This is a genomic window from Neglectibacter caecimuris (genome assembly GCF_034335015.1).
GTDB classification, from domain to species: Bacteria; Bacillota; Clostridia; order Oscillospirales; family Acutalibacteraceae; genus Acutalibacter; species Acutalibacter caecimuris_A.
This window is the reverse complement of the sequence record NZ_JAWXXK010000004.1, coordinates 559,464-580,079: the sequence shown is the minus strand read 5'-3', so window position 1 is coordinate 580,079 and position 20,616 is coordinate 559,464. Positions and strand designations below refer to the sequence as shown.

The following is a 20,616-nucleotide window of genomic DNA, read 5'->3' as shown; positions in this document are numbered from 1 at the left end:
AGCCATGGCTTTCTTGGCGCATTGTTCTGCACCGACCGAACCGACAGGTGAGACCGTTGCTGGGCGTGCCCCACCGGGGCACAGCAACCGAGCCGACAGGCGAGAACGGTGGAAGGGATCGGGCTTACGCAGAAAGTAGCATAGAATCGCTGGTTTCTTATCCTCTCAGTCACGGCGAAGCCGTGACAGCTCCCCTTACTCGCATAAGGGGAGCCTAAGGGCGTTAAACTACAATTTAGCAGTGAACCACTCACTTCTTTTCTGTCATTCTGAGCCGCCGAAGGCGGTGAAGAATCTCGTCCCTTGCCCTTTTGCCCTGGAGTTAAGGACGAGATTCTTCGAAAAGAAGCGAAGCTTCTTTTCCTCAGTAATGACAGAGGGAACCGTGCGCTATATAATTTGTTTGCTTACCTATCTGCTTCCCTCCTGCCTTTGCTAAACAAAAATCAAAGTTCTCTTTTCTCAGAAATGACAGGAGAGAGCTTACTTTCTTCTAACATCTAAAATCCAACGAACAAAAAGCTGTCGCAAATGTATCATTTTGCGACAGCTCTTTGTTCGTTGGGAAGAAGAGTGCAGCAAAAACAGAATGTAAAATATAGTTGACTTTTTATCAAGAATGATTTACAATGCCCTCAAGAGGTGGTGAGATGGCAAAAAATCTTTTGTTAAAAGCCGCGCGGGCCGCGAAAGGGATGACCCAGCAGGAGCTGGCCGACGCGGTAGGGGTCACCCGGCAGACCATAGTTGCCATAGAGAAAGGGGATTATAACCCTACTGTCAAGCTGTGTGTACAGATTTGCCGGGTGCTGGGCAAAACCTTAAACGATCTGTTCTGGCCCGGAGACCAGGAAGAAAAGGAGGTATCAGAAAATGAAATGCAATAGTCAATTAGATGAACGCCAGCTGCTGCAAAGGGGAAATGTGTTTCAGCACGGGCTGATTTTGTTTTTTGTGCTGCTGCTGACAAACGCGTTCCTGAAGGAAGAAGAGATCGTGTGGGCGGCAGGCATGTGGGAAAACATTCTGATCGTCTGGGCGGTGATCGCACTGTGTTTGGGTGAATTTGCGGTGCGGGAGATCTATCCCATGGGCGGCGGCATGAACGTCATTTATATTGTGGAGGGCATAGCCGGAGTGTTTTTGGCTGCCGTAAGCCTGTTTGAGCTGTTGGCAGGCCGGGAGCCCTTCGCGGTGGACCGTACTCTTACCGAAAGCGGCGCGCGGCTGCTTCAGGGCGCGATGATGGTCCTGCTCCTGCTGGTGTTCGTGGGGAAAAAAGTATCTGACCGTGGAAGGAGGGATGAAGATGAAGCCTAGAGACAGTGTATTTCTGCGGGTTTGGCCCTGGGCGCTGCCCATCGGCCTTGTGATCATGACAGCGGGAAAGCTCCTGGACGCCGTCGGCGCGCTGACGGACTACTGGTCGGGATTTTTCCTGGGCTGCGGCGCTTTTCTGGCCATCATCGGCGCGGCAATGCTGATCGCCAGAATATGCCGGCATAAAAAAATGTCGTGAGAAAAATCACCTGTGGGCCGTAATCATGGCCCACAGGTGGTTTTTTATTCTGCACAGCTTTATTATACTTTCCCAGTAGGTCTTTCCACCGGATCGAACTGAAACCGCCTGGGAAAACTCCTACAACTTCAGCTGTGTCCATTTTCCCTTGCGGAAGCGGATAAAAGCCATGGTAAAGCGTACTGCCTGGTCGCAGAAGGTACCGAGCCACGCGCCCAAAAGCCCCAGGCCCAGGGGATAGCACAGCAGCCAGCTTACGCCGGGACGAATGCAGGTAACGCTGATCAGGGAGATCAGCGCGGTAAACCGGGTATCTCCCGCGCCGCGCAGGCAGCCGAACAGCACCACCTGCTCGATCTGCAAAAACAGCATCAGGCTCAGAATGCGCATAATGGAAATGCCGTATTCCAAAATGGGCGCTTCGTTGGAGAACAGGGCGAAGATATTTCTGCCGAAGAGAAAATACACCGTGGAAATGATAAAAGCGCAGACCAGGCCGATCTTTTGGCATACATTGCCGTAAATTTTCGCCATATCGGGCCGCTTTCGTCCCAGGCTTTGCCCGATGAGAGTCACGGATGCCACAGAAAAGCCGTCTCCGATGGAGAAGGACATGCTCATCATGTTCATGCCGATCTGGTGGGCGGCAAGCTCCGTGGTGCCCAAGCGGGCAACCGTCATGGAAAACAGCAGAAAGCCAATGCGCAGGCAAAGCTGTTCCACAAAGGCGCTGGAGCTTACACTGAACAGGGAACGAATGCTTACTTTATCGGCGATCCAGCCCTTTACGGCCCGCAGGCAGACAAAGCTGTCTTTTCGCAGCACAGAGGCGATGCTCAGCACACAGGCGCATACGGTACCGATTACAGTGGCAATGGCCGCGCCGCGAATTCCCAAGGCGGGAAAACCGAAATTTCCACCGATCAGCAGGTAGTTGAAGATCACGTTTACCGAATTGGAAATGACGTTGGTGATCATGGCGATGCGGGTGTTTCCCGCGCCTCTCTGCGCCGCATTCAGTACCAGAGAGACCGTGGAAAACACAGAACCCCCCATGATGATGCGCAAATAGGCTACGGCATGCTCATGGGTATCCGGCTGGGAGCCCACCAGAGAAATAATGGGACTGGCGAAAATGACAAACAACGTGCTGATCACGGCGGTAAGCAGCAGCGTAAACAGCAGCAGCATGCGTACTACCCGGTTGGCGCTTTCCCGATTCTCTTCGCCCTTTCGCCGAGCCACAATGGCGGATACGGCCACGTTCAGAGATAAAAACACGGCAAGTCCCAGGAATTTCGGCTGGGTGGTAAGTCCCACCGCCGCGATGGCATAGGAGCCCAGGGAGCCCACCATAATGGTGTCCACCACGCCGGCCAGATTTACAAAAAAGGATTCCAGAACAGAGGGCCAGGCCACGTTTAAGGTGTCCCTCACGATCTGCCGCTCCGGGGGAACCTCTCCCAACTGCATTCCCTTGCAGACCTTTTGAGCATTGACGAAGTGCACCCAGATCCCTCCTGATAATAGTTGTATTGTCAACTATTATATCAGTTCAGTGAAGCTAATGCAATCCTAATTTTCCTGGTTCCCGGTAAGCGAAGGCTCAGTAAGAAAAGAGGGGAGTGAGTATACGTTCTTTCTTAGAACCTGTATTCATATCAGGGAATGCGGAAGAGAGCGGCAAAAAAGACTTAGACAGCGTTCATCGGTTGTGAATAAGGCTTTGGTCGTCATATCTATGTCTCAGAAAAGCTTTCTTTGTGCTTTTGTAGTAAGATCCTAGTTTGTCAATTTGGAGTGTTGGCCTTAGGGCGGAATTTGGAGAAAGCCAGAAGGGGAAGGGGCTGATTACAAAAGGTTACAAGTGTGCTCTCAAATTGAAAAATCTCTGGTTCGATCCCGCAAAAAACAGTAGTACCATAGGTTTTCACTGCATGAATTGCCAACACGGGAAATTACAAAATCGTCATAATTGTAAAATAAATGTAAAACCCCTTTACAAAATTGGATATATCTGGTAAAATCGTATACAGTGATGAAAGAAGAGACTGTAATCTGTGCGAATTGCCGAGGCATTCCGCTTGGGATTGGGGTCTTCTTTAAGTTACGCAAATCGGCTAAGAAAGGGTACCCTTTCTTAGTGTTCTTCGTAGAAGAACACTGATCTTACACTGTTCACTGTTTCGCGCTGTATGCTCTCTTAAAGAGAGGTAGATATAGTGAAATCATTGTAATGGGGGTTTTTCTATGACAAATGCCAGTACGAAACCGGCAAAGGTCCAGACGCCCAAAAGCGGTGGGAAATGGGCCAAGCTGGGAAAAGACATTCTGCGGGATAAGTGGCTGTATCTGCTGCTGCTTCCGGGCCTTGTGATTTTGATCATCTTCAAGTATGTGCCTATGATCGACCTGCGCATCGCCTTTATGGAGTATAATCCCTTTGACGCGTCGGCCAATCAGTGGGTGGGCTTTGGCAAGTTTGTTGAGCTGTTTACAAAGCCCGCGTTCCTGAAAACGCTGAAGAACACGGTGTTTATCAGCGTTCTGAAAATGATCATCGGCTTCCCGCTGCCTATCATTCTGGCGCTGATGATGAATGAAATGCGGAACCTTCGCTTTAAGAAGGTCTCACAGACTCTGATGTATTTGCCCTATTTTATTTCCTGGGTTATCATGGGCGGTTTGATCATGAACTTCCTGGATCCGTCTACCGGCGTGATCACTTCTTTGATCAAAACACTGACCGGTCAGGATATGCAGGTGCTTACTGATAAGAACGCCTTTGTTCCCATGCTGGTGATCAGTGATCTGTATAAGAACACGGGCTGGGGCACGATCATTTATTTTGCGGCTCTGTCCGGCGTGGATCCGCAGCTGTATGAGGCCGCGCAGATCGATGGCGCCAAACGCTTTAAGCAGCTGCTGCACATCACCATTCCGGCAATCATGCCCACTGTGATCATAACCCTGATCTTAAACTGCAACAATATTCTGAACGCGGGCTTCGATCAGATCTTCATGCTGTATTCCGCTCCTGTTTACGACGTGGCGGATATTATTGATACATATGTGTATCGCTTGGGTATCGGCAAAAACGATTATGCTCTCAGTACCGCGGCCGGCATGTTCAAATCGGTAGTCGCGCTGGTTCTTATCGTTGTCGTGAATCAGGTCGCGAAGAAGAGCGGCAACGAAGGCATTTGGTAAGGGGGCGTTATCATGGCAAAAGAAACAATACAGGCGGGCAGTATTGCCCGGGAAAATAAGATCAAAACCTCCGTGGGAGAGAAGATATTTACTGTTTTCAACTATACCTTTTTTACGCTGTTGTGCTTATTGATGGTATATCCCTTCTGGCATGTTCTGATGCAGTCCCTGAGCTCCGCGGAAATGGCCCTGAAGGGCGGCGTGTTCCTGTACCCCAAGGATCTGACCTGGGATACCTATATTTCCGTATTTAAGAACCCGGGCATCGGCTCCGGCTTCTTTACCACCATTCTCGTTACGGTAGTGGGCTCTGTGGTGGGCACGCTGCTCACCGCCATGATGGCTTATCCTTTAAGTAAGCGACGTCTGCGGGGCGGAAGCGTGCTGATGTTCCTGGTGCTGTTCACCATGATCTTTGGCGCCGGCATGATCCCCAACTATTTGCTGATCCGCAATCTGGGGCTTTATGATACCCGCTGGGCCCTGATCCTGCCCTTGCTGGTCAGCGCTTACAACTGTATTTTGATGAAGAACTTCTTCCTCTCTATTCCGGAGAGCCTGGAGGAATCCGCCAAGATAGACGGTGCCAATGATATCCGCATTTTCTTCAGCATTATCCTGCCGCTGTCCAAGGCGACCATTGCCACGATCCTGCTGTTCAACGCGGTAATGTATTGGAACGACTATTTCTCCTCTGTTATTTATCTGCAGTCTCAGGATAAATGGGCCCTGCAGCAGCAGCTGCGCTTTATGCTGACCAATACGCAGCAGGCCATGCAGCAGGCCGGTGTAAACGTCCGTGTGCAGCAGAGCACCAACGACGTTACCATCAAGGCCGGTTCCATTATTGTTTCCACCGTTCCGATCCTTATCGTATATCCCTTTGTACAGAAGTATTTCGTCAAGGGCGTTATGATCGGCGGCGTGAAGGGCTGATTTCCTTCGTGCTTTGGAAAGAAGCGTTCCTGATTTGATTCATAGGGGCTTCCCCTTTGAATATATCTAAAATTTATTTTAGGAGGACAAACAAAATGCAAAAGAGAGTTCTTGCGTTGCTTCTGGCTGTTGTTATGCTGGTTGGCTGCTTTACAGCCTGCGGAAATGACAACAAGAAGCCTAGCAGCAGCACACCTGCAAACAGCAGCACCCCCGCCGCGGACAACAGCGGCACATCCAGCACTGCTCCCGTAAGCAGCGGCGAAAAAATCGATCCTACCGCCTGTGAGGATACGATCGATGTTTCCATCGCCATTATGACCGGCTTCACCCAGCCGGACAGCCGCGTGGAGAAAATGCTGGAAGAGAAGTACAATGTAAACATCGACCTGCGCGTTCTGCCCGGCTGGTCCGACGGCCAGTCCACCATTAACCTCTGGATGGCCGGTGATGACACCCCCAACATCATGTGGTGGTGGAGCATGGACAACGATTTCATCAAGTGGCGCGACGCCGGTAAGCTGGTGGATGTTTCCGAGTACATGAACAAGTACACCAATATCCGCGATTACTACAACAAGATGGATCCCAAAACTCTGTTCTTTGCTACAGAGGAGGACGGCGCGATCTATCGTATTCCCGGCGATGTTTCCGAGCCCTCCTGCGAGGTCACCTGGATCCGTCAGGACTGGCTGGATAACCTGAACCTGAAGGCTCCCACCAACTTTGAAGAGCTGGCTGAAGTCATGCGCGCCTTCACCGAGGACGATCCCGACGGCAACGGCCAGAAGGATACCTACGGTCTGGGCGGCGACGGTTATGATTTCCGTTCCTTCTGGCCCTGGATCCAGGGATATGATTTCACCCACTATGACCGCTGGGTAGTGGACGACAACGGCAAGGTTGGCTATGGCCCCGCTCAGGAGAACACCAAGGAGTGGATCGGTATCGTAGCCGATCTGTATAAGAAGGGTTATATCACGCCCAATATCACACAGGATACCGACCGTGATTCTGAAATGGCCAACGGCGGCTTCGGCATCACCTATAGCTGGTGCGCCTGGATGAATCCCACTTCCGGCGCCATGAAGAGCTTCTACCAGTCCAATCCTGACGCCAAGTGGGTGCCCATTGACATGGTTACCGGCCCCAACGGCAATCCTCAGGAAGATCCTGCTACTTCCAATGCTTGGGCATTCTTTGGCCTGACCAACACCTGCGGCGACAACGCGGAGCGCATTTACGCCATGTATGACGATATGTGCAGCCTGGAGAACTATGTTGAGCGCCGCTATGGCGTTGAGGGCGAGGATTACAACATCGTTGACGGTGTTTATGAGGGCATTATCACTCCCGAAGGCCAGGAGAACAACGACCAGAACATTGGTCTGAACCTGTTCAACAACCTGTTCAACCGGAAGGACGAGGGTCTCATCGATAACACCCCCGAAACCCGCGCCCTGTTTGAGAAGTCCGGCGCTGCCAGCCGCGATATGGCTAATCATCTGGTAGAGTGGAGAAATCCCGCCGACCTGACCGAATGGATGAACGTCAACACCGATATCGAGGACGAGAAGAACCGTTATCTGTGGGGCGTGATCGCCGGCACCGAGTCTGTAGATACCTGGGATACCTACGTAGCTACTCTGAACGGGCTTGGTCTGGAAGAGGCTACCGCGCAGGCTCAGGAGGTTTACGACGCTCAGAACGCTTTGCTGGAAAACTACATGAACAACAAGGTAAACCAGCAGTAAGCCTTGGAACGTTCCAAAATAAAGTAAGCTGAAAAGGCGGAGGAGGGAGCTTTCCTTCCTCCGCTCTTTTTTTGCTTTTCCAAAGCTGACTTTCTCTTACTATTGCATGAAGGAGCTATCTACTATGAAGACCGTAGATTTGTCCGGGGTCTGGAAGCTCCGGGCGGAATTTTTAGACATTGGCCCGGAACGGGTGCGGGAGGTCATGGAGCGTCCCGACGGCCCCTTCACCGTATATCACGAAAAGCTGCCCAATGCCTTTCCTTCCAAAACGGGATTTTTAACCGCTAATGTGCCCTGCGATGTGATCACGCCCCTTGTGGAAAACGGCGTTTTGGAAGAGCCTTTCTTAAAAACGAACACGAAAAACTGTCTGTGGATCAGGGATTTGTCCTGGTGGTTCCTTCGGGAATTCGAGGTATCAGAGGAGCTGCTGCAGGAGGACATTGTCCGCCTGTACATTGAAATGCTGGATTTCAAGGCCGATATCATCTTAAACGGCCGCCCGGCAGGCCGTCACACCAACGCCTTTTGTCCCTTTCAAGAGGACGTAAAGCGTTTTCTGCGGCCGGGAAAAAATACGCTGGTGATCCGTCTGACCTCCGGTATGGAGGAGCATTATCCCAAGGACAGTATTTCCTTCTACTGTGCCAGTGAAAACGCCATCTGTGACCAGCGGGTGTATACCCGTAAGCCTCAGTTTACCTATGGCTGGGATTGGTGCCAGCCGGTGCCTACCTGCGGGATCGGCCGGGCCATTCGCCTGGAGGCCTTTTCCGGCGCCCGGGTAGCGTTTTCCCGTGTGGATACCCTGTCCGCCACGGAAGACAGGGCCTGTGTGAAATTCGTATTTGAGCTGGAAAAAAGCAATATGTGCGCGTCTTCCGATACCCAGCTGGAATATGAGCTTTTGGACGGAAACGAAACGGTTTTCCGGGGGAAGCGACAGCTTTTGCTTACGGGGGGCTTGAATTTTGCGGAGGAAACCGTTACCCTGGAAAAGCCCCGTCTTTGGTGGCCCAACGGTTACGGCGATCCCCATCTTTATACTCTGCGGGCCCGGTGCGTTACCGGCGGTACAGTCAACGAGGCTCCGGAAAAGCAGGTGGGGCTCCGCACGGTGGAAATCGATCATTCGCCCCTGCCGGACGGCACGCGGAATTTCTTTTTCAAAATAAACGGCGTGCGGGTCTTTTGTAAGGGCGGCAACTGGGTGCCTACCGATTCGGTGTACCTCCGTACGCCGGAAGATTCTTACCGCACACTGGTAGAGGAGGCTGCCGAGGCAGGCTTTACCATGCTGCGCATGTGGGGCGGCGGTACCTATGAGCCCGATTGCTTCTATGAGTTCTGCTCGGAAAAGGGCATTTTGCTCATGCACGATTTCATGTATGCCTGCGGTTTTTATCCCGACCTGGATCCCGCTTTTCTCTATGAAGCGCAGCGGGAGGCGGAATTCCAGACAAAGCGGCTGGCCCATTATCCCTGTATGGCGGTGTGGACAGGAAATAACGAGATCGCGGAATCCTATACCGACTGGTTTCCGCCGCCCGTTGCCCCGGATCGCTTTTATGGGGAAAGGATCTTCAATTATATCCAGCCTGAAGCAGTGCACCGCAACAGCCCGCTGATCCCCTATATGCCTTCCTCGCCTTATTTTGGAGATCCCAGGGCCAATCAGGTGGACGACGGCGACGTTCACGCCTGGACTTACCTGGGCCGGGATCCCAACACAAAATTCAAGTTCCAGTACGAGCTGGAGGCCTTTGACCGTATGCCTGCCCGCTTTTCCAGTGAATACGGCTTTTTCGGCGCGCAGATGGAAAGCACCGTGCGCCGGTATCACGATGGGGAAGAGCCGGTGCGCGGCGGAGAGATCTGGAAGCATCATGGGGAATTTGACCGGAAGCGCGAGCCCATTGACGGCGCCATCGACCGGCATTTAACAGAGTTTTCCCAGCTTGACACAGCCGGATATCTGCTGTACAGCGGCATTATGCAGGGCTGCCTGTATGCCGAAATGGCGGAAGCCATGCGGCAGAAGCCCTATGGCGCGGGAGACCTGATCTGGATGTATAACGACTGCTGGCCTGAAACCGGCTGGACGGTCATCGATTATTACCTGACCCGGAAGGTCTCCTTCTATTTCCTGAAACGGGCCTTTGCTCCCCGTAAGCTGATCGTGCGGGCGGCGGAGGGCGGCGCATTGGTCACGGTCATCAACGAAACGCCGGAGGCTGTTTCCCTGGAGCTTTCCTATGGCTATCAAAGCTTTGACGGCGCGGTTTCCCGCAAGCTGAAAAAAACGCTGGAGGCTCCGGCCCATTCCTGGCAGCAGCTCACCCTTGAAATGGAGGACGATCTGAAGCAGGGCTTTTTCTTTGCTTCCGCCGTAGAGCAGGGCTTTGAAACCGCCGACAGCCTGCGGGCCTATTATCGGGAATACAGCTTCCCCAAGCCGGAGCTCAGGCTTGAGAGGGTGGAACAGTCCGGAGAAGATCTGCTGGTCACCGTTTCCTCCGGCTGCTATACGCCGGTGGCTTATTTGAAAACATCTGACGACCGGGTGCGGTACAGCGACAACTATTTTAAGCTTTATCCCGGCGAGAAAAAGACGGTTCGCGTGAAAAACTGTACGGAAGCTCCCACGCTGCATGCAGCGGAGATGCAGCCGAAGCAGAAAGGTAAGGAGGATCTTGTATGAGTAACAGCTATCCTTTTCAAAACCCGGCGCGCTCTCCCCGGGAGCGTGCGGAGGATCTGGTATCCCGCTTGACCCGGGAGGAAAAGATCGGCATGGTCACCTCCCATCTGGACGCCGTTCCCCGCCTGGGGATCCCGGCCACCCATATCGGCGTGGAGATCGCCCGAGGGCTGGTGCAGCGGGATCAGCGCCGGGAAACCACCATTCTGCCCCAGCCCTGGGGCATGGCCGCCATGTTTGACCCGGAGCTGATGGAAAAGCTGGGCGATATGGCGGGGGACGAGGTGCGGATCAGCAATCAGATGGACCCGCCCAGCTCGCTTTCCCTGTTTGGTCCCACGGTGGACATGGAGCGCGACCCCCGCTGGGGGCGCAACGAAGAGGCCTATGGGGAGGATCCCTGCCTGACAGGCCATATGACCGCAGCCTATACCAGGGGCCTGGCGGGCAGCGACCCCCGCTATCTCAAATGCGCGCCGCTTCTGAAGCATTTCTATGCCAATAACTACGAGGACGAGCGTCAGACCACCAACGCCAATATTTCTCCCCGGCTGAAGCGGGAGTATTATCTGAAGGCCTTTGAACCCGCCATTCGCCAGGGCGGGGCGGTAGGCCTGATGACGGCCTACAATCTGATCAACGGCGTAGAGGGCGTCAACAATCCCGACGTTTCCGAGATCTGCAAAAAAGAATGGGGCATGACCTTCGCCGTTAGCGACGGGGGAGACTTCGGCCAGAATGTGGCGGCCCATCGCAGCTATGAAGATCACGCCGCTTCCATCGCCTCTATCCTGGGAACAGGCGCCGATACCATGCTGGACAGCCGAGATATGGTGGATCCCGCTGTGGAAGAGGCCCTGGAGCGGGGCCTGCTAAAGGAGGAAAGCCTGGATAAGGCCATAGCCGATTTGTTTACCCTGCGCTTTATGCTGGGAGATTTTGATCCGGAGGAAAATCCGTATACCGGAATGGATCAAAGCAGGCTGGCCTGCTCCGATCATAAAAAGCTGGCGGTACAGGCGGCGGAGGAATCCATGATCCTTCTGGAAAACAAGGGCCTGCTGCCTCTTACGGACGATGGCAAATGCACCGTGGCTGTCGTAGGCCCCCTCGCCAATGAGAATTACACCTGCTGGTACTGCGGCTACGCGGAGCATCAAACCCCGGTGGTAGAGGGCTTCCGGCAGAGATTGGGCGAAGGCCGCGTGCTGTTTGACGAGGGCCTTGACCGCATTGTGCTGAAATCTGAAAAGACCGGAAAATATGTGCGCCTGGGCGAAAATGGAGAGCTGATCGCCGACGCCGCCAACGCCGGCTCCGCCGAAGTGTTTGAGCGCAATGACTGGGATTACGGTTCCTGGACGCTGCGTTCCTTCCGAACGGGAAAATATGTTACAGAGGGCGGCGGCTTTGCCGCCATGCAGGTTTCCGGAGGCGAGCCTGATAAAATGGCATTTGACCCCGCCATGACTTGCACGGCGGAGCAGGCCTTCGGCTGGTTTGTCATGGAGCATGTAAAGGCCCGTGAGGAAAACGGCAGCTGGTTCCTTTCCACCTGGCAGGATCGAAGTATCGCCGTGAAGGAGAACGGCTCTGTAATAGCCGCGGTGTTGTCCGGCGACGATCCCGCCGCGCGCTTCCAGCTCGAAGTGGTTTCCTGCGGCGCGGAGCGTGTCAGAAAGCTTTCGGAGCAGGCGGATCACGTGATCGTCTGCGGCGGTAACCATCCGCTGATCAATGCTAGAGAGGAATATGACCGCCCTGATATCGATCTTCCCCGTTCCCAGGGCAGGCTGCTTTCCGCGGCTTGGGAGGGAAACAGAAGCACGGTGCTTTATTTGATCACCGGATATCCCTTCTCCATTACGGAAGAGCGGGAGCAGGCGGGGGCCGTGCTGTGCTCTACCCATTTGGGGCCGTCTCTCGGGCATGTGGCGGCCAAAACCGTCTTCGGTGAAAATAACCCGGCAGGGCGCACCCCTTCCACCTGGTATCGCTCTGTCAGAGATTTGCCGGCCATTGACGATTACGATATTGCGAAAAACAAGGTCACTTACCTCTACTTTGAGGGCGAGCCCCTGTATCCCTTTGGCTACGGCCTGAGTTATACCCGTTTTGCCTATTCCGATTTTCAGGTGTCCGCCAGGAGCTTTGGCCCTGAAGATACGGTCACCGCCACAGTCACCGTAAAAAACGAAGGAGATTATGACGGCGATGAGGTAGTGCAGCTTTACGCCGTGCCGCCGCAGTCACGTGCCTATCCCAGGCCGCGCAGTATGCTGCGGGCGTTCCGGCGGGTTTCCCTGAAGAAGGGGGAAAGCAAAACGGTTTCCCTTTCCTTCCCGGTGGAGGAGCTTTCCTTCTGGTGTACGGAGGAAAACAGCTTTGTCGTGGCAAAGGGAGACTACGCGCTGTGTGTGGGCGCCTCCAGCGGAGACCTTCGCTGCCGTGAAACGGTTTTTGTAGACGGCAAAGAAGCCGATACCAGAGACGGCGGCCGCTGGATCAGCGCGATCGATACCCAGAACTACCGCCGCGCGCAGTTCCTTACCGATAAGAGAGACGGAAAAGAATATCTGGAAGCGGCGGATTTCCGCAGCTATGCCGTGTACACAGGCTTGGATATTTCCGGCTGCAACGCCTTTGAAGCGGAGCTTTCCTCACCCGCCGGCGATGTGGAGCTGATTTTGGCGGATAACGCCACCGGGAAGATCCTGGGCCGCTGCGGCGGCCGGGGAACCGGCGGCCTGACCCGGTTTGCGGCCTTCTCTTGCGATATCGTTCCCCAAAGCGAGATCCTTGATCTGCGGATCTGCTTTACCAAGCAGACCTCCCTGAAGAAATTCCATTTCTATCAGAAATAGTATTGCTATAAAAAAAGAAGCGGCTGCTGCAAAACGTCAAATTTTGCAGCAGCTGCTTTGCTTTTTGGATACTGAATGCCAGATGCTGGATCCTAGACAGCGGTAGCGCTGCTGTGCAGCGCATGATAAAGAAAAGGACAGGATAGAATGGAAAATTATAGTTTAGCGAACTAGTTGTTAATCGTAAGATGTTAGTTGTTACTCCAAAACAAATTCTCTCCTCTGTCATTCTGAGCCGCAGGCGAAGAATCTAGTCCTTCATACTTTTGAAAAAAGACCAAAGTATGACAATTTGGAGATCTTTTCCCTTTCTAACAACTAACTACTCGCGACTAACAACTTATATACTAAATTCCAGTTTGTCAGGTGTTGGCTACAGGAGACTTTTTTCTTTCTGATTGCTAACTGCTCATTTCTTCATTTAACAGAATTCTTTTACGTGTTCTGTCAAATCAGGCCGCGCAGCTTTTCCGCAATTTCTCGGGCGGCAAGCTCATGGGCCGCCTTTCCCGGGTGAGACCTGGCTCCGCGATGCTCTACCGCGTCGGTAAGCTCCCAATAAGCCGCCTTAGGATCTCCGGTTTCCTGAATGTATTCCCGCACCGCCTCTGCGATCATGGGGGAAAGCTCCCCGCCCAGCATACCATATACCCACACAAGCTGTGCGTTGGGGTTTTTCTCCCGCAAAAGGGAAAGAAAGCTCTTTACCGCTGTTTGGAAGCGCTCCCGATCCTCCGGCACAAAGCCTCCCTTTTCATCCCTGTGCTGCTGAAAGCTTTCTCCTGTCACGGGATCTGCCCAGGCGGGGGAGGAAAGGGCGCCGCAGTCGTTGGTGCCAAGGTTTACGATCACGGCGTCAGGCTGCCAGGCGGAAAAATCGTGAGGCAGTTGAGCGCCTAAAGCCTGGTTGCGCTCCCCGGAAAGCAGACCGCAGATCTGGCTGTAAAAAGCGGGCAGGGCACAGCGGGGATTGTTGTCCCAGCTGGAAACTACGCCCCAGCCGCTTTGGGAAAGGATTCGTACCTCGGCGTTTAACAGCTCGCCCGTCAGTACCGCGTAATTGTTTTTTGCGGAAAAAAGCATGGCCACCCAATCTTCCTCAGAAACAGCGCCGATGGCCCCCTCGCCGGAGGTAATGCTGTCACCGATGAATTCCAGCTTTTTTTCTTTTTCCGGGACCGGCAGGAACTCGCCGTCCGTTTTCAAGGCATGGATCTGCAGCAGATGCCGGGGATCCTCCGACATGGCCTGCATATCCTTGTACAGCCGAACCTGCTTCACCGCCAGGGGATTTCTGTTCCGAAACAAGCAGACCCAGCGCTTTCCCTGCTCCACCATCTGCCTGCCGACCCACGCCCCGTTTACCTCCAGGCTGATCCAGGGCTCCTGCTGCTCAAAATCTCCCTCCAACAGCGCCCAAAGCTCACTGCCCGTGGCCCGTACCTCAAACCCCGAAGCTGTCCAAAACAGCGTCAGGGGAGAAAGGCTTCCGTTTGTTCTGCCATGTACCTTCAAATGTTTGATCTCCGTCAGTGAAAATTCCCGCAGCATGCTTCACACTCCTGATTTTTTGCGATTTGATGTGGAAAAGGGAACTATCTTCTCTTAATTCTAATATACGCTTGATCTCATGGAAAGGCAAGGGGGAATTGGAATGGAAATAAGCGTAAAGACAGTCGGCTCTGCGCCTTGGCAGAGCCGACTGTCTTAAAAGGCCGAAAGCTTTTGCGTGGCTGAAAAAATCTCAGCACGCGAAAGATCCTTGGTTCTTCCTTTCAGAGGCGGGATTTACAGAATAAAAGCGGAAATATTGGCGCAAATTTTTTTGATATCCACCTGTGATTTGAAATCGAATTGCAGGCGGGCGCCGTTGCTGAACGCCAGCACAAGCTCGCTGTCGATATCCAGCACACCGGCGGTTTCTATGCCGTAATACTGTACTTTGGAATAGGGATAGGAAAAATAAGAGATCTTTTTTCCCGTGATCCCTTGAACGTTTACCACAAATACGCGTTTGTTCGTAAAAATGACCTGATCCCTGATGGTTAAAAAAGACTGTACAACCTCCTCACCGGACACAAAGAACCCAAATACCTCAGGCCGAACCGAAGCGGCAGGAATTTCTTTCAAATTCATCAAGTTCGCATCGAGAAGGATCCCACTGGAAATGTTTGCCACGAAAAGCACCTTCTTAAATAGTTATATCTGCTATAATAAAAAATATTTTATCATATTACTTGAAAAATGTCAACTTTTCAGGCATATGACGGAAACGAAAAGCCCGGAACCGTTTTGCGGCGGAAACTCCGCAACCCTGAGTCCTCTGAACAGCCGGGGAACAGCAGAAAAACGCCCCGGCAGTCCCGCCGCAAAACAGATGTTCCAACGCGGGCCGTCTGCTGAAAACATGGAAAAACCCCAGCGGCACGACTTGCTGACCACTAGGCCTGTGAATACGCGATAAAACAGATGCCGCCAGTTCGCGGGCAAAAAAGTTCGCGCACTCAGTAACGCCAAGTGCGCGAATTGGGTGCAGCGTCACGCTGCTGTGAATACACGATAAAACAGATGCCGCCAGTTCGCGGGCAAAAAAGTTCGCGCACTCAGTAACGCCAAGTGCGCGAATTGGGTGCAGCGTCACGCTGCTGTGAATACGCGATAAAACAGATGCCGCCAGTTCGCGGGCAAAAAAGTTCGCGCACTCAGTAGCGCCAAGTGCGCGAATTGGGTGCAGTGTCACGCTGCTGTGAATACACGATAAAACAGATGCCGCCAGTTCGCGGGCAAAAAAGTTCGCGTACTCGGTAATGCCAAGTGCGCGAATTGGGTGCAGCGTCACGCTGCTGTGAATATACGATAAAACAGATGCCGCCAGTTCGCGGGCAAAAAAAGTTCGCGCACTCAGTAACGCCAAGTGCGCGAATTGGGTGCAGCGTCACGCTGCTGGTGCCGGTGGCCGGACTCGAACCGGCACGGTATCGCTACCGGTGGATTTTGAGTCCACTACGTCTGCCAATTCCATCACACCGGCAAGTGTATGGGGGATAGCAGTAGTTATTATATCGCAGCGCAAAGAAAAAATCAAGTTTTTTCTTTGCGGCAGTGAAAAACTGAAGAGAGTAACATTAAAAGCAGAGAAAACCAGAGTGTTTTCTACTGCTTATTTTTTTATCTCGAAGGACGGCGGAAGGAGGGTAAAAGATGGACAAATACACGTATTTGACGTTCGATCAGCGCCGCGAGATCGAAAAGCTGCATAACGCGGACGTTCGAGTGGAAGAGATCGCCGCGCGGATCGGGCGCAGCGTCGCGGCTGTCTATGAAGAGTTGAAGCGCGGGTACACGGGAGAGCGGAACGCGAACAAGCGGAAAATTTACAGCGCCGACCGCGCGCAGACGGTTTTTCAAGACAATATCGCGAAGCGCGGAAACCGTCGATCCGCCGCCGCGAAATAATCCGCAGGAAGGAGAGCTATTCAACATGAAGCACGTGGCGGCTTGTTCCTTCGGAAAAGACAGTATCGCGACGGTAATTCTTGCACGGGAGCATAACGAGCCGCTGGACGAAGTGATCTATTGTGAAGTAATGTTCGATGAAGAAATAAGCGGCGAAGTGCCAGAGCATAGGCAATTTATATACGAAGTAGCAAAACCGCTATTTGAAAGCTGGGGGATCAAAGTTACGATACTTCGTTCCGAAAAAACGTACATATCAAACTTTATGCACGTAATAAAGAAAGGCAAACAGGCGGGAAAAATTCGGGCGTTTCCTCTTTGTGGACGATGCACAATTCAACGCGACTGCAAATTGCCGCCGATTGAAAGGTACAAGCGAGAGCTTGGCGACGACGTTATTCAATATTTAGGGATAGCGAAGGACGAACAAGAACGCCTTTTACGGCTGGAGGGGAAACAGAAAATTTCGTTGCTTGAAAAATACGGGATTGAAGAAAGCGAAACTTTCGATATATGCCGCGAATACGGGCTTTTGTCGCCGATATATGAATTCACAGATCGCGGTGGCTGCTGGTTTTGTCCGAATGCAAGGAAAAGAGAATTGCGGCACTTATTCGACCATCACAAAGACTTATGGCAGAAAATGCTGGAGCTTCAAGCCTTGCCGAATAAGGTTACAGAAAGGTTCGACAGAAAAAGGACGTTTGCGGAAATTGATGAAGAATTCAGAGCAGACGACGCACAAATAACCATTTTCGATCTTATGGAATGAAAGGAGCTATTCAACATGGCAGAAATACGGTACAAAATTCGCTTTTGGAATTGGGACAACGAAAACGAATGCTATTCAGTCAATACGGAAGTTTTCACAGACCGCAACGCGGCGGAACGGCGCTTCGACGGTTGCGACGTAACGGCAGCAATTCCGTTCATTCAGCTTCTTAAAGAGAAAGTCGCGAACGGGTGCATAATCGACGAAGCAACAATCAAAGAGCGGGAGCGGCAGGAAGCGACCGTCTTTGAAGCAATCACGAAGGACAAGCCAACGCTGGCGGGCTTCCTTCGTTCCCTTCCGGTTCTCGAAGCGCCGTGGGACGACGCTTTTCATAAACAGTATTGCGCAGAGTGCGCCGCCGATAATTGCGACGTTTGCCCGAACGAAGCATTCCGCAGCAATCCGGAATGGTGGCTTTCGCTTAAAGCGGCGGGCGCGAAATTATGACAGGGACAAGCCGCCGCCCGCTCCACCGGAAAGCGGTTCGGCGGCTGACCGTATCCGCCGTTATAGCGGTTCTGACAATAGCGGCTTTGCTTTCCTTCCTTATGCCGTGGAGCGGGACAGAGGAAAAGCCGCCTTCGGCAGCAGGGCAAGCAGACGCGCCGCCAGCTTCGCGCGTTCCGGCGCTTGTGCTGATTGAAGAGGACAAGCCCGCATACATACCGGACGCGGCAGAGGTTGAAGCCCTTGCGAAAATGCTTTACGGCGAAGCGCGGGGCGTTGTGTCGGACACCGAAAAGGCGGCTTGCGTGTGGTGCGTACTGAACCGCGTTGACGATCCGCGCTTCCCCGATACCGTGCTGGAGGTTGTCGCCGCGCCGTATCAGTTCGCCGGATATTCGGCGGATTATCCGGTTCTTCCGGAATTAGAGCGGATCGCGGCGGACGTGCTGACACGGTATCACGAAGAGAAAAGCGGCGGGGAAAACGTCGGGCGCGTCCTTCCGGCTGAATACTGCTTCTTCACGGGCGACGGCGAACGAAACTATTTCACGGCGGAATGGCAAGGCGCGGAAACATGGGGCTGGACGCTTTCAAGCCCTTATGACGATTGAAGGGAGCGGGACACGATGAAGCAGAGCAACGGCTGGCAATTTCCGAAGCCGCTTGAAATTATCAAGTGCAGAGAGGGCAACAAAGAATTTATGAAGGAACGCCGCGCCCGCCGCCCGTTCGGGCGAACGGTTCTAATTTGCGAATATCCGATCGAAGCGGAAGCAGCGGCAGAGCCGGACGGGAACATGATTACATGGCGGCTGGCAAAGCGCGCCGCGCGGGATTTCTTGCGCGTTTCCTTTATGCCTTCGGCGATCGTACAGGCTATCACGCGGGACGGGAAAACGACGGTTCGCGTTTACGGCAAATATTAACCACGGAAAGGGGCTGTTCAACAATGTTCAGAAAAAAGAAGGTTTGCAGCGTGTGCGGATACCGCTTCACGCCGACAAAAGAAGAGGTTTACACGGCGGAAGAGCCGCGCGCATTCGTCGAAGCGCTGACAACGCCACCGACGCGCTTTTCGGCGACGGATTGCCCACGTTGCGGTTGTCAAATCCCGCTGGCGGTTCGTGTTCCCCGCGTGACCGTTCCGGACTTGATCGAGCGGGACGGCGAAGAGGAAAGCGAGGTGGCGGAAGATGAAGATAAAGAACATTGCGGCGATCTGCAAGAAGAATAAAGCGATCGTCCTATTCGAGAAGCACAGCGAAAGCGGCGACACGGTTATTAAGTACATAGGCGACGGCGGCGCAGCTTATCCCGTCGCAGGGCTTCCGCCGCTGGATACTGAAAGCGTTTTAACGATCTTCGACGTTCCGGAAAAAGACCGCGACAAATATATCGTGCGAACGATGGGCATTCCGGAAGGAATAAATTTCGAGGATACCGACGCAGACGAAAAGCCGATCGAGGGCGCAGCGCTTTCAATCGTGTATTCCGGAAAGATTTTGAAGCCGTTGCAGACGCGGCGCGGGCTGGTATTCATCGAAAGCCGCTATCTTTCGCCCGTTTCGGACGTTCTCGAAGTGCTGGAGCTTTACGAACGGATCACGACAGGCGGAACGCCGTACATCGTCGCGAAAGCGGGCTTGCTTCTGCAAGCGGTGATAATGCCGTTCGACGTTATCAATCAGCAGTTTGTGGAGAGCTTGCAGAGGTTGACGGAGCAATGCGCCGTTTCCCTTTCCTTGCGGCAGCAGGAAGCGGAGTGGGCAGCAGCGGAAGAGCCGGAACAATATTCTTTGAACGTCGATCCGGAAACGGGCGAAGTCGTCGGCGACGGAGAGGGGGCGGAAAAATGAACGCGGCGCTTCTATCTTCAAAAAATATGTGCTGGTGTACGCCGCAAGACTTCTTCGACAAGCTGAACGCGGAATTCGCCTTCGTACTTGACGCGGCGGCGACCGACAAAACGGCAAAATGCGGCTTATACTACACGCCGGAAACGGACGGGCTTTCGCAAAGCTGGGATCGCGGCGGCGCGGTTTTCTGCAATCCACCTTACGGACGCGAAATCGGAAAGTGGGTTCAAAAGGCGCACGAAGAAGCAATCGCGGGGGGGGGTATCCCATTGTACTACTTATCCCCGCGCGGACGGATACAAGCTATTTCCACGATCACATATACGGAAAAGCGGAAATCCGCTTCGTTCGCGGGCGGCTTCGCTTCACGGACGAAGAAGGCAACGCCGCCGATCCCGCGCCCTTCCCTTCGATGGTTGTTATCTATAACGCGGAGCGGGTGAAAGCATGAAATATGTATGTACGCTGGGCTATGATCCAGAAAAGGCGGCGAAATGCAATCCGTCCGAATGCCCGTCTTGCGGCTGGGAAGCAGCAGAAGCCGAACGCCGCAGGAATTACAGACGCAAGCACGGCTTGACGCTATGCGCGGACGGCTTGCGGCGGCTGATTATCAAGGAGGAAGCAGCGATGGCGGATCGTTACAGGGTATGCCCGCATTGCGGCGCGCATTTAGACTTCGGAGAAAAGTGCGATTGCGAAGCGGCAGCAGATAGCAGCGGAAACGCTGAACCAAAAACGAAAGAGAGGGCGAAAAGCAATGATCGGAATTAACGAGCTTGCAAAGGAAATTCACGAAAACGCCGTTGAACACGGCTGGTGGGACGAAAAGCGCGGCTTCCCCGAAGTTTTAGCGCTGATCCATTCGGAGGTATCCAAAGCGCTGGAGGAATACAGAAACGGGCGCGGCGCGGCGGAGGTTTACGCGGGAAGCGGCGGGAAGCCCGAAGGTATCCCGATCGAGCTTGCAGACGTGATTATCCGCATTCTTGATTATTGCGGGTATGCGGGGATCGACATTGAAGCCGCGATCCGGCAGAAGCACGAATACAATAAAAGCCGTCCTTACAGGCACGGCGGGAAGAAGTGTTGACG

General features: G+C 53.3%; 22 protein-coding genes and 1 tRNA gene. 18 read left to right on the top strand and 5 right to left on the bottom strand.

The genetic code is table 11. From position 1 onward, the window contains the following. Nucleotides 1–650: 650 nt before the first annotated feature. From U8T64_RS09140 to U8T64_RS09130, 3 genes are read left to right on the top strand one after another with little or no spacing between them, the layout of a single operon-like run. Nucleotides 651–887 (top strand): helix-turn-helix transcriptional regulator, encoded by a 237-nt coding sequence (locus U8T64_RS09140; protein ID WP_322183033.1) that lies wholly within the window; start codon nt 651–653, stop codon nt 885–887. Continuing rightward, complete coding sequence (locus U8T64_RS09135; RefSeq protein ID WP_322183031.1) at nt 874–1,320, top strand: hypothetical protein; 447 nt, start codon at nt 874–876, stop codon at nt 1,318–1,320. The genes U8T64_RS09140 and U8T64_RS09135 overlap by 14 nt, the downstream gene beginning before the upstream one ends. After that, complete coding sequence (locus U8T64_RS09130; protein ID WP_322183029.1) at nt 1,310–1,519, top strand: hypothetical protein; 210 nt, start codon at nt 1,310–1,312, stop codon at nt 1,517–1,519. The genes U8T64_RS09135 and U8T64_RS09130 overlap by 11 nt, the downstream gene beginning before the upstream one ends. Nucleotides 1,520–1,639: 120 nt before the next feature. On the opposite strand, the gene U8T64_RS09125 is transcribed toward U8T64_RS09130, so the two are convergent. After that, nucleotides 1,640–2,992 (bottom strand): MATE family efflux transporter, encoded by a 1,353-nt coding sequence (locus U8T64_RS09125; protein ID WP_322183027.1) that lies wholly within the window; start codon nt 2,990–2,992, stop codon nt 1,640–1,642. A gap of 777 nt (nt 2,993–3,769) precedes the next feature. On the opposite strand from U8T64_RS09125, the gene U8T64_RS09120 reads away from it, so the two are divergent. The 5 genes from U8T64_RS09120 to U8T64_RS09100 all read left to right on the top strand — a co-directional run bounded on the left by U8T64_RS09120 (nt 3,770) and on the right by U8T64_RS09100 (nt 12,987). Then, the gene (locus U8T64_RS09120; protein ID WP_322183025.1) at nt 3,770–4,729 is read left to right on the top strand and encodes an ABC transporter permease; all 960 of its coding nucleotides are present in this window, start codon (nt 3,770–3,772) and stop codon (nt 4,727–4,729) included. 12 nt (nt 4,730–4,741) lie between these two features. Continuing rightward, the gene (locus U8T64_RS09115) at nt 4,742–5,665 is read left to right on the top strand and encodes a carbohydrate ABC transporter permease (protein ID WP_322183023.1); all 924 of its coding nucleotides are present in this window, start codon (nt 4,742–4,744) and stop codon (nt 5,663–5,665) included. A 95-nt stretch (nt 5,666–5,760) separates the two neighbouring features. Continuing rightward, nucleotides 5,761–7,419: a type 2 periplasmic-binding domain-containing protein gene (locus U8T64_RS09110; protein WP_322183021.1), complete on the top strand. Its 1,659-nt coding sequence runs from the start codon at nt 5,761–5,763 to the stop codon at nt 7,417–7,419. Nucleotides 7,420–7,543: 124 nt separating this feature from the next. Further along, nucleotides 7,544–10,123, top strand: coding sequence for a beta-mannosidase (locus U8T64_RS09105; RefSeq protein ID WP_322183020.1), 2,580 nt, complete (start codon nt 7,544–7,546; stop codon nt 10,121–10,123). Beyond that, nucleotides 10,120–12,987 carry a glycoside hydrolase family 3 C-terminal domain-containing protein gene (locus tag U8T64_RS09100; protein WP_322183018.1) on the top strand — a complete coding sequence of 956 codons (2,868 nt, stop codon included), beginning with the start codon at nt 10,120–10,122 and terminating at the stop codon, nt 12,985–12,987. The genes U8T64_RS09105 and U8T64_RS09100 overlap by 4 nt, the downstream gene beginning before the upstream one ends. A 447-nt stretch (nt 12,988–13,434) precedes the next feature. Here the strand turns inward: U8T64_RS09100 and U8T64_RS09095 are convergent, their stop codons facing one another. The 4 genes from U8T64_RS09095 to U8T64_RS09080 form a co-directional block, all read right to left on the bottom strand. Continuing rightward, nucleotides 13,435–14,538, bottom strand: a complete 1,104-nt coding sequence (locus U8T64_RS09095) for an SGNH/GDSL hydrolase family protein (protein WP_322183016.1) — start codon at nt 14,536–14,538, stop codon at nt 13,435–13,437. Between the two features lie 237 nt (nt 14,539–14,775). Next, a complete protein-coding gene (locus U8T64_RS09090) occupies nt 14,776–15,165 on the bottom strand; it encodes a PH domain-containing protein (RefSeq protein ID WP_322183014.1) in 390 nt (129 codons plus the stop codon). A gap of 55 nt (nt 15,166–15,220) precedes the next feature. Continuing rightward, nucleotides 15,221–15,901 (bottom strand): hypothetical protein, encoded by a 681-nt coding sequence (locus U8T64_RS09085; RefSeq protein WP_322183013.1) that lies wholly within the window; start codon nt 15,899–15,901, stop codon nt 15,221–15,223. A gap of 30 nt (nt 15,902–15,931) precedes the next feature. Continuing rightward, nucleotides 15,932–16,018, bottom strand: a tRNA-Leu gene (locus tag U8T64_RS09080). Between the two features lie 170 nt (nt 16,019–16,188). Here U8T64_RS09080 and U8T64_RS09075 point away from each other — a divergent pair. From U8T64_RS09075 to U8T64_RS09030, 10 genes are read left to right on the top strand one after another with little or no spacing between them, the layout of a single operon-like run. Beyond that, nucleotides 16,189–16,443, top strand: a complete 255-nt coding sequence (locus U8T64_RS09075; protein WP_322183011.1) for a helix-turn-helix domain-containing protein — start codon at nt 16,189–16,191, stop codon at nt 16,441–16,443. A gap of 25 nt (nt 16,444–16,468) precedes the next feature. Next, nucleotides 16,469–17,215 carry an adenine nucleotide alpha hydrolase family protein gene (locus U8T64_RS09070; protein ID WP_322183009.1) on the top strand — a complete coding sequence of 249 codons (747 nt, stop codon included), beginning with the start codon at nt 16,469–16,471 and terminating at the stop codon, nt 17,213–17,215. Nucleotides 17,216–17,230: 15 nt separating this feature from the next. Continuing rightward, nucleotides 17,231–17,665 carry a hypothetical protein gene (locus U8T64_RS09065; RefSeq protein ID WP_322183007.1) on the top strand — a complete coding sequence of 145 codons (435 nt, stop codon included), beginning with the start codon at nt 17,231–17,233 and terminating at the stop codon, nt 17,663–17,665. Then, complete coding sequence (locus tag U8T64_RS09060; protein WP_322183006.1) at nt 17,662–18,276, top strand: cell wall hydrolase; 615 nt, start codon at nt 17,662–17,664, stop codon at nt 18,274–18,276. The genes U8T64_RS09065 and U8T64_RS09060 overlap by 4 nt, the downstream gene beginning before the upstream one ends. A 15-nt stretch (nt 18,277–18,291) precedes the next feature. Then, on the top strand, nt 18,292–18,591 hold the full coding sequence (locus U8T64_RS09055; protein WP_322183004.1) for a hypothetical protein: 300 nt from the start codon (nt 18,292–18,294) through the stop codon (nt 18,589–18,591). Between the two features lie 23 nt (nt 18,592–18,614). Continuing rightward, nucleotides 18,615–18,899 carry a hypothetical protein gene (locus U8T64_RS09050; protein ID WP_322183003.1) on the top strand — a complete coding sequence of 95 codons (285 nt, stop codon included), beginning with the start codon at nt 18,615–18,617 and terminating at the stop codon, nt 18,897–18,899. Next, entirely contained in the window at nt 18,859–19,521 is a 663-nt protein-coding gene (locus tag U8T64_RS09045) for a hypothetical protein (protein WP_322183001.1), read from the top strand. Before U8T64_RS09050 ends, U8T64_RS09045 begins: the two co-directional genes overlap by 41 nt. After that, a complete protein-coding gene (locus U8T64_RS09040) occupies nt 19,518–19,964 on the top strand; it encodes a DNA N-6-adenine-methyltransferase (protein ID WP_322182999.1) in 447 nt (148 codons plus the stop codon). Before U8T64_RS09045 ends, U8T64_RS09040 begins: the two co-directional genes overlap by 4 nt. Nucleotides 19,965–19,968: 4 nt before the next feature. Next, nucleotides 19,969–20,295 carry a hypothetical protein gene (locus U8T64_RS09035; protein ID WP_322182997.1) on the top strand — a complete coding sequence of 109 codons (327 nt, stop codon included), beginning with the start codon at nt 19,969–19,971 and terminating at the stop codon, nt 20,293–20,295. After that, nucleotides 20,282–20,614, top strand: coding sequence for a nucleoside triphosphate pyrophosphohydrolase family protein (locus U8T64_RS09030; protein ID WP_322182996.1), 333 nt, complete (start codon nt 20,282–20,284; stop codon nt 20,612–20,614). Before U8T64_RS09035 ends, U8T64_RS09030 begins: the two co-directional genes overlap by 14 nt. Nucleotides 20,615–20,616 lie beyond the last annotated feature (2 nt).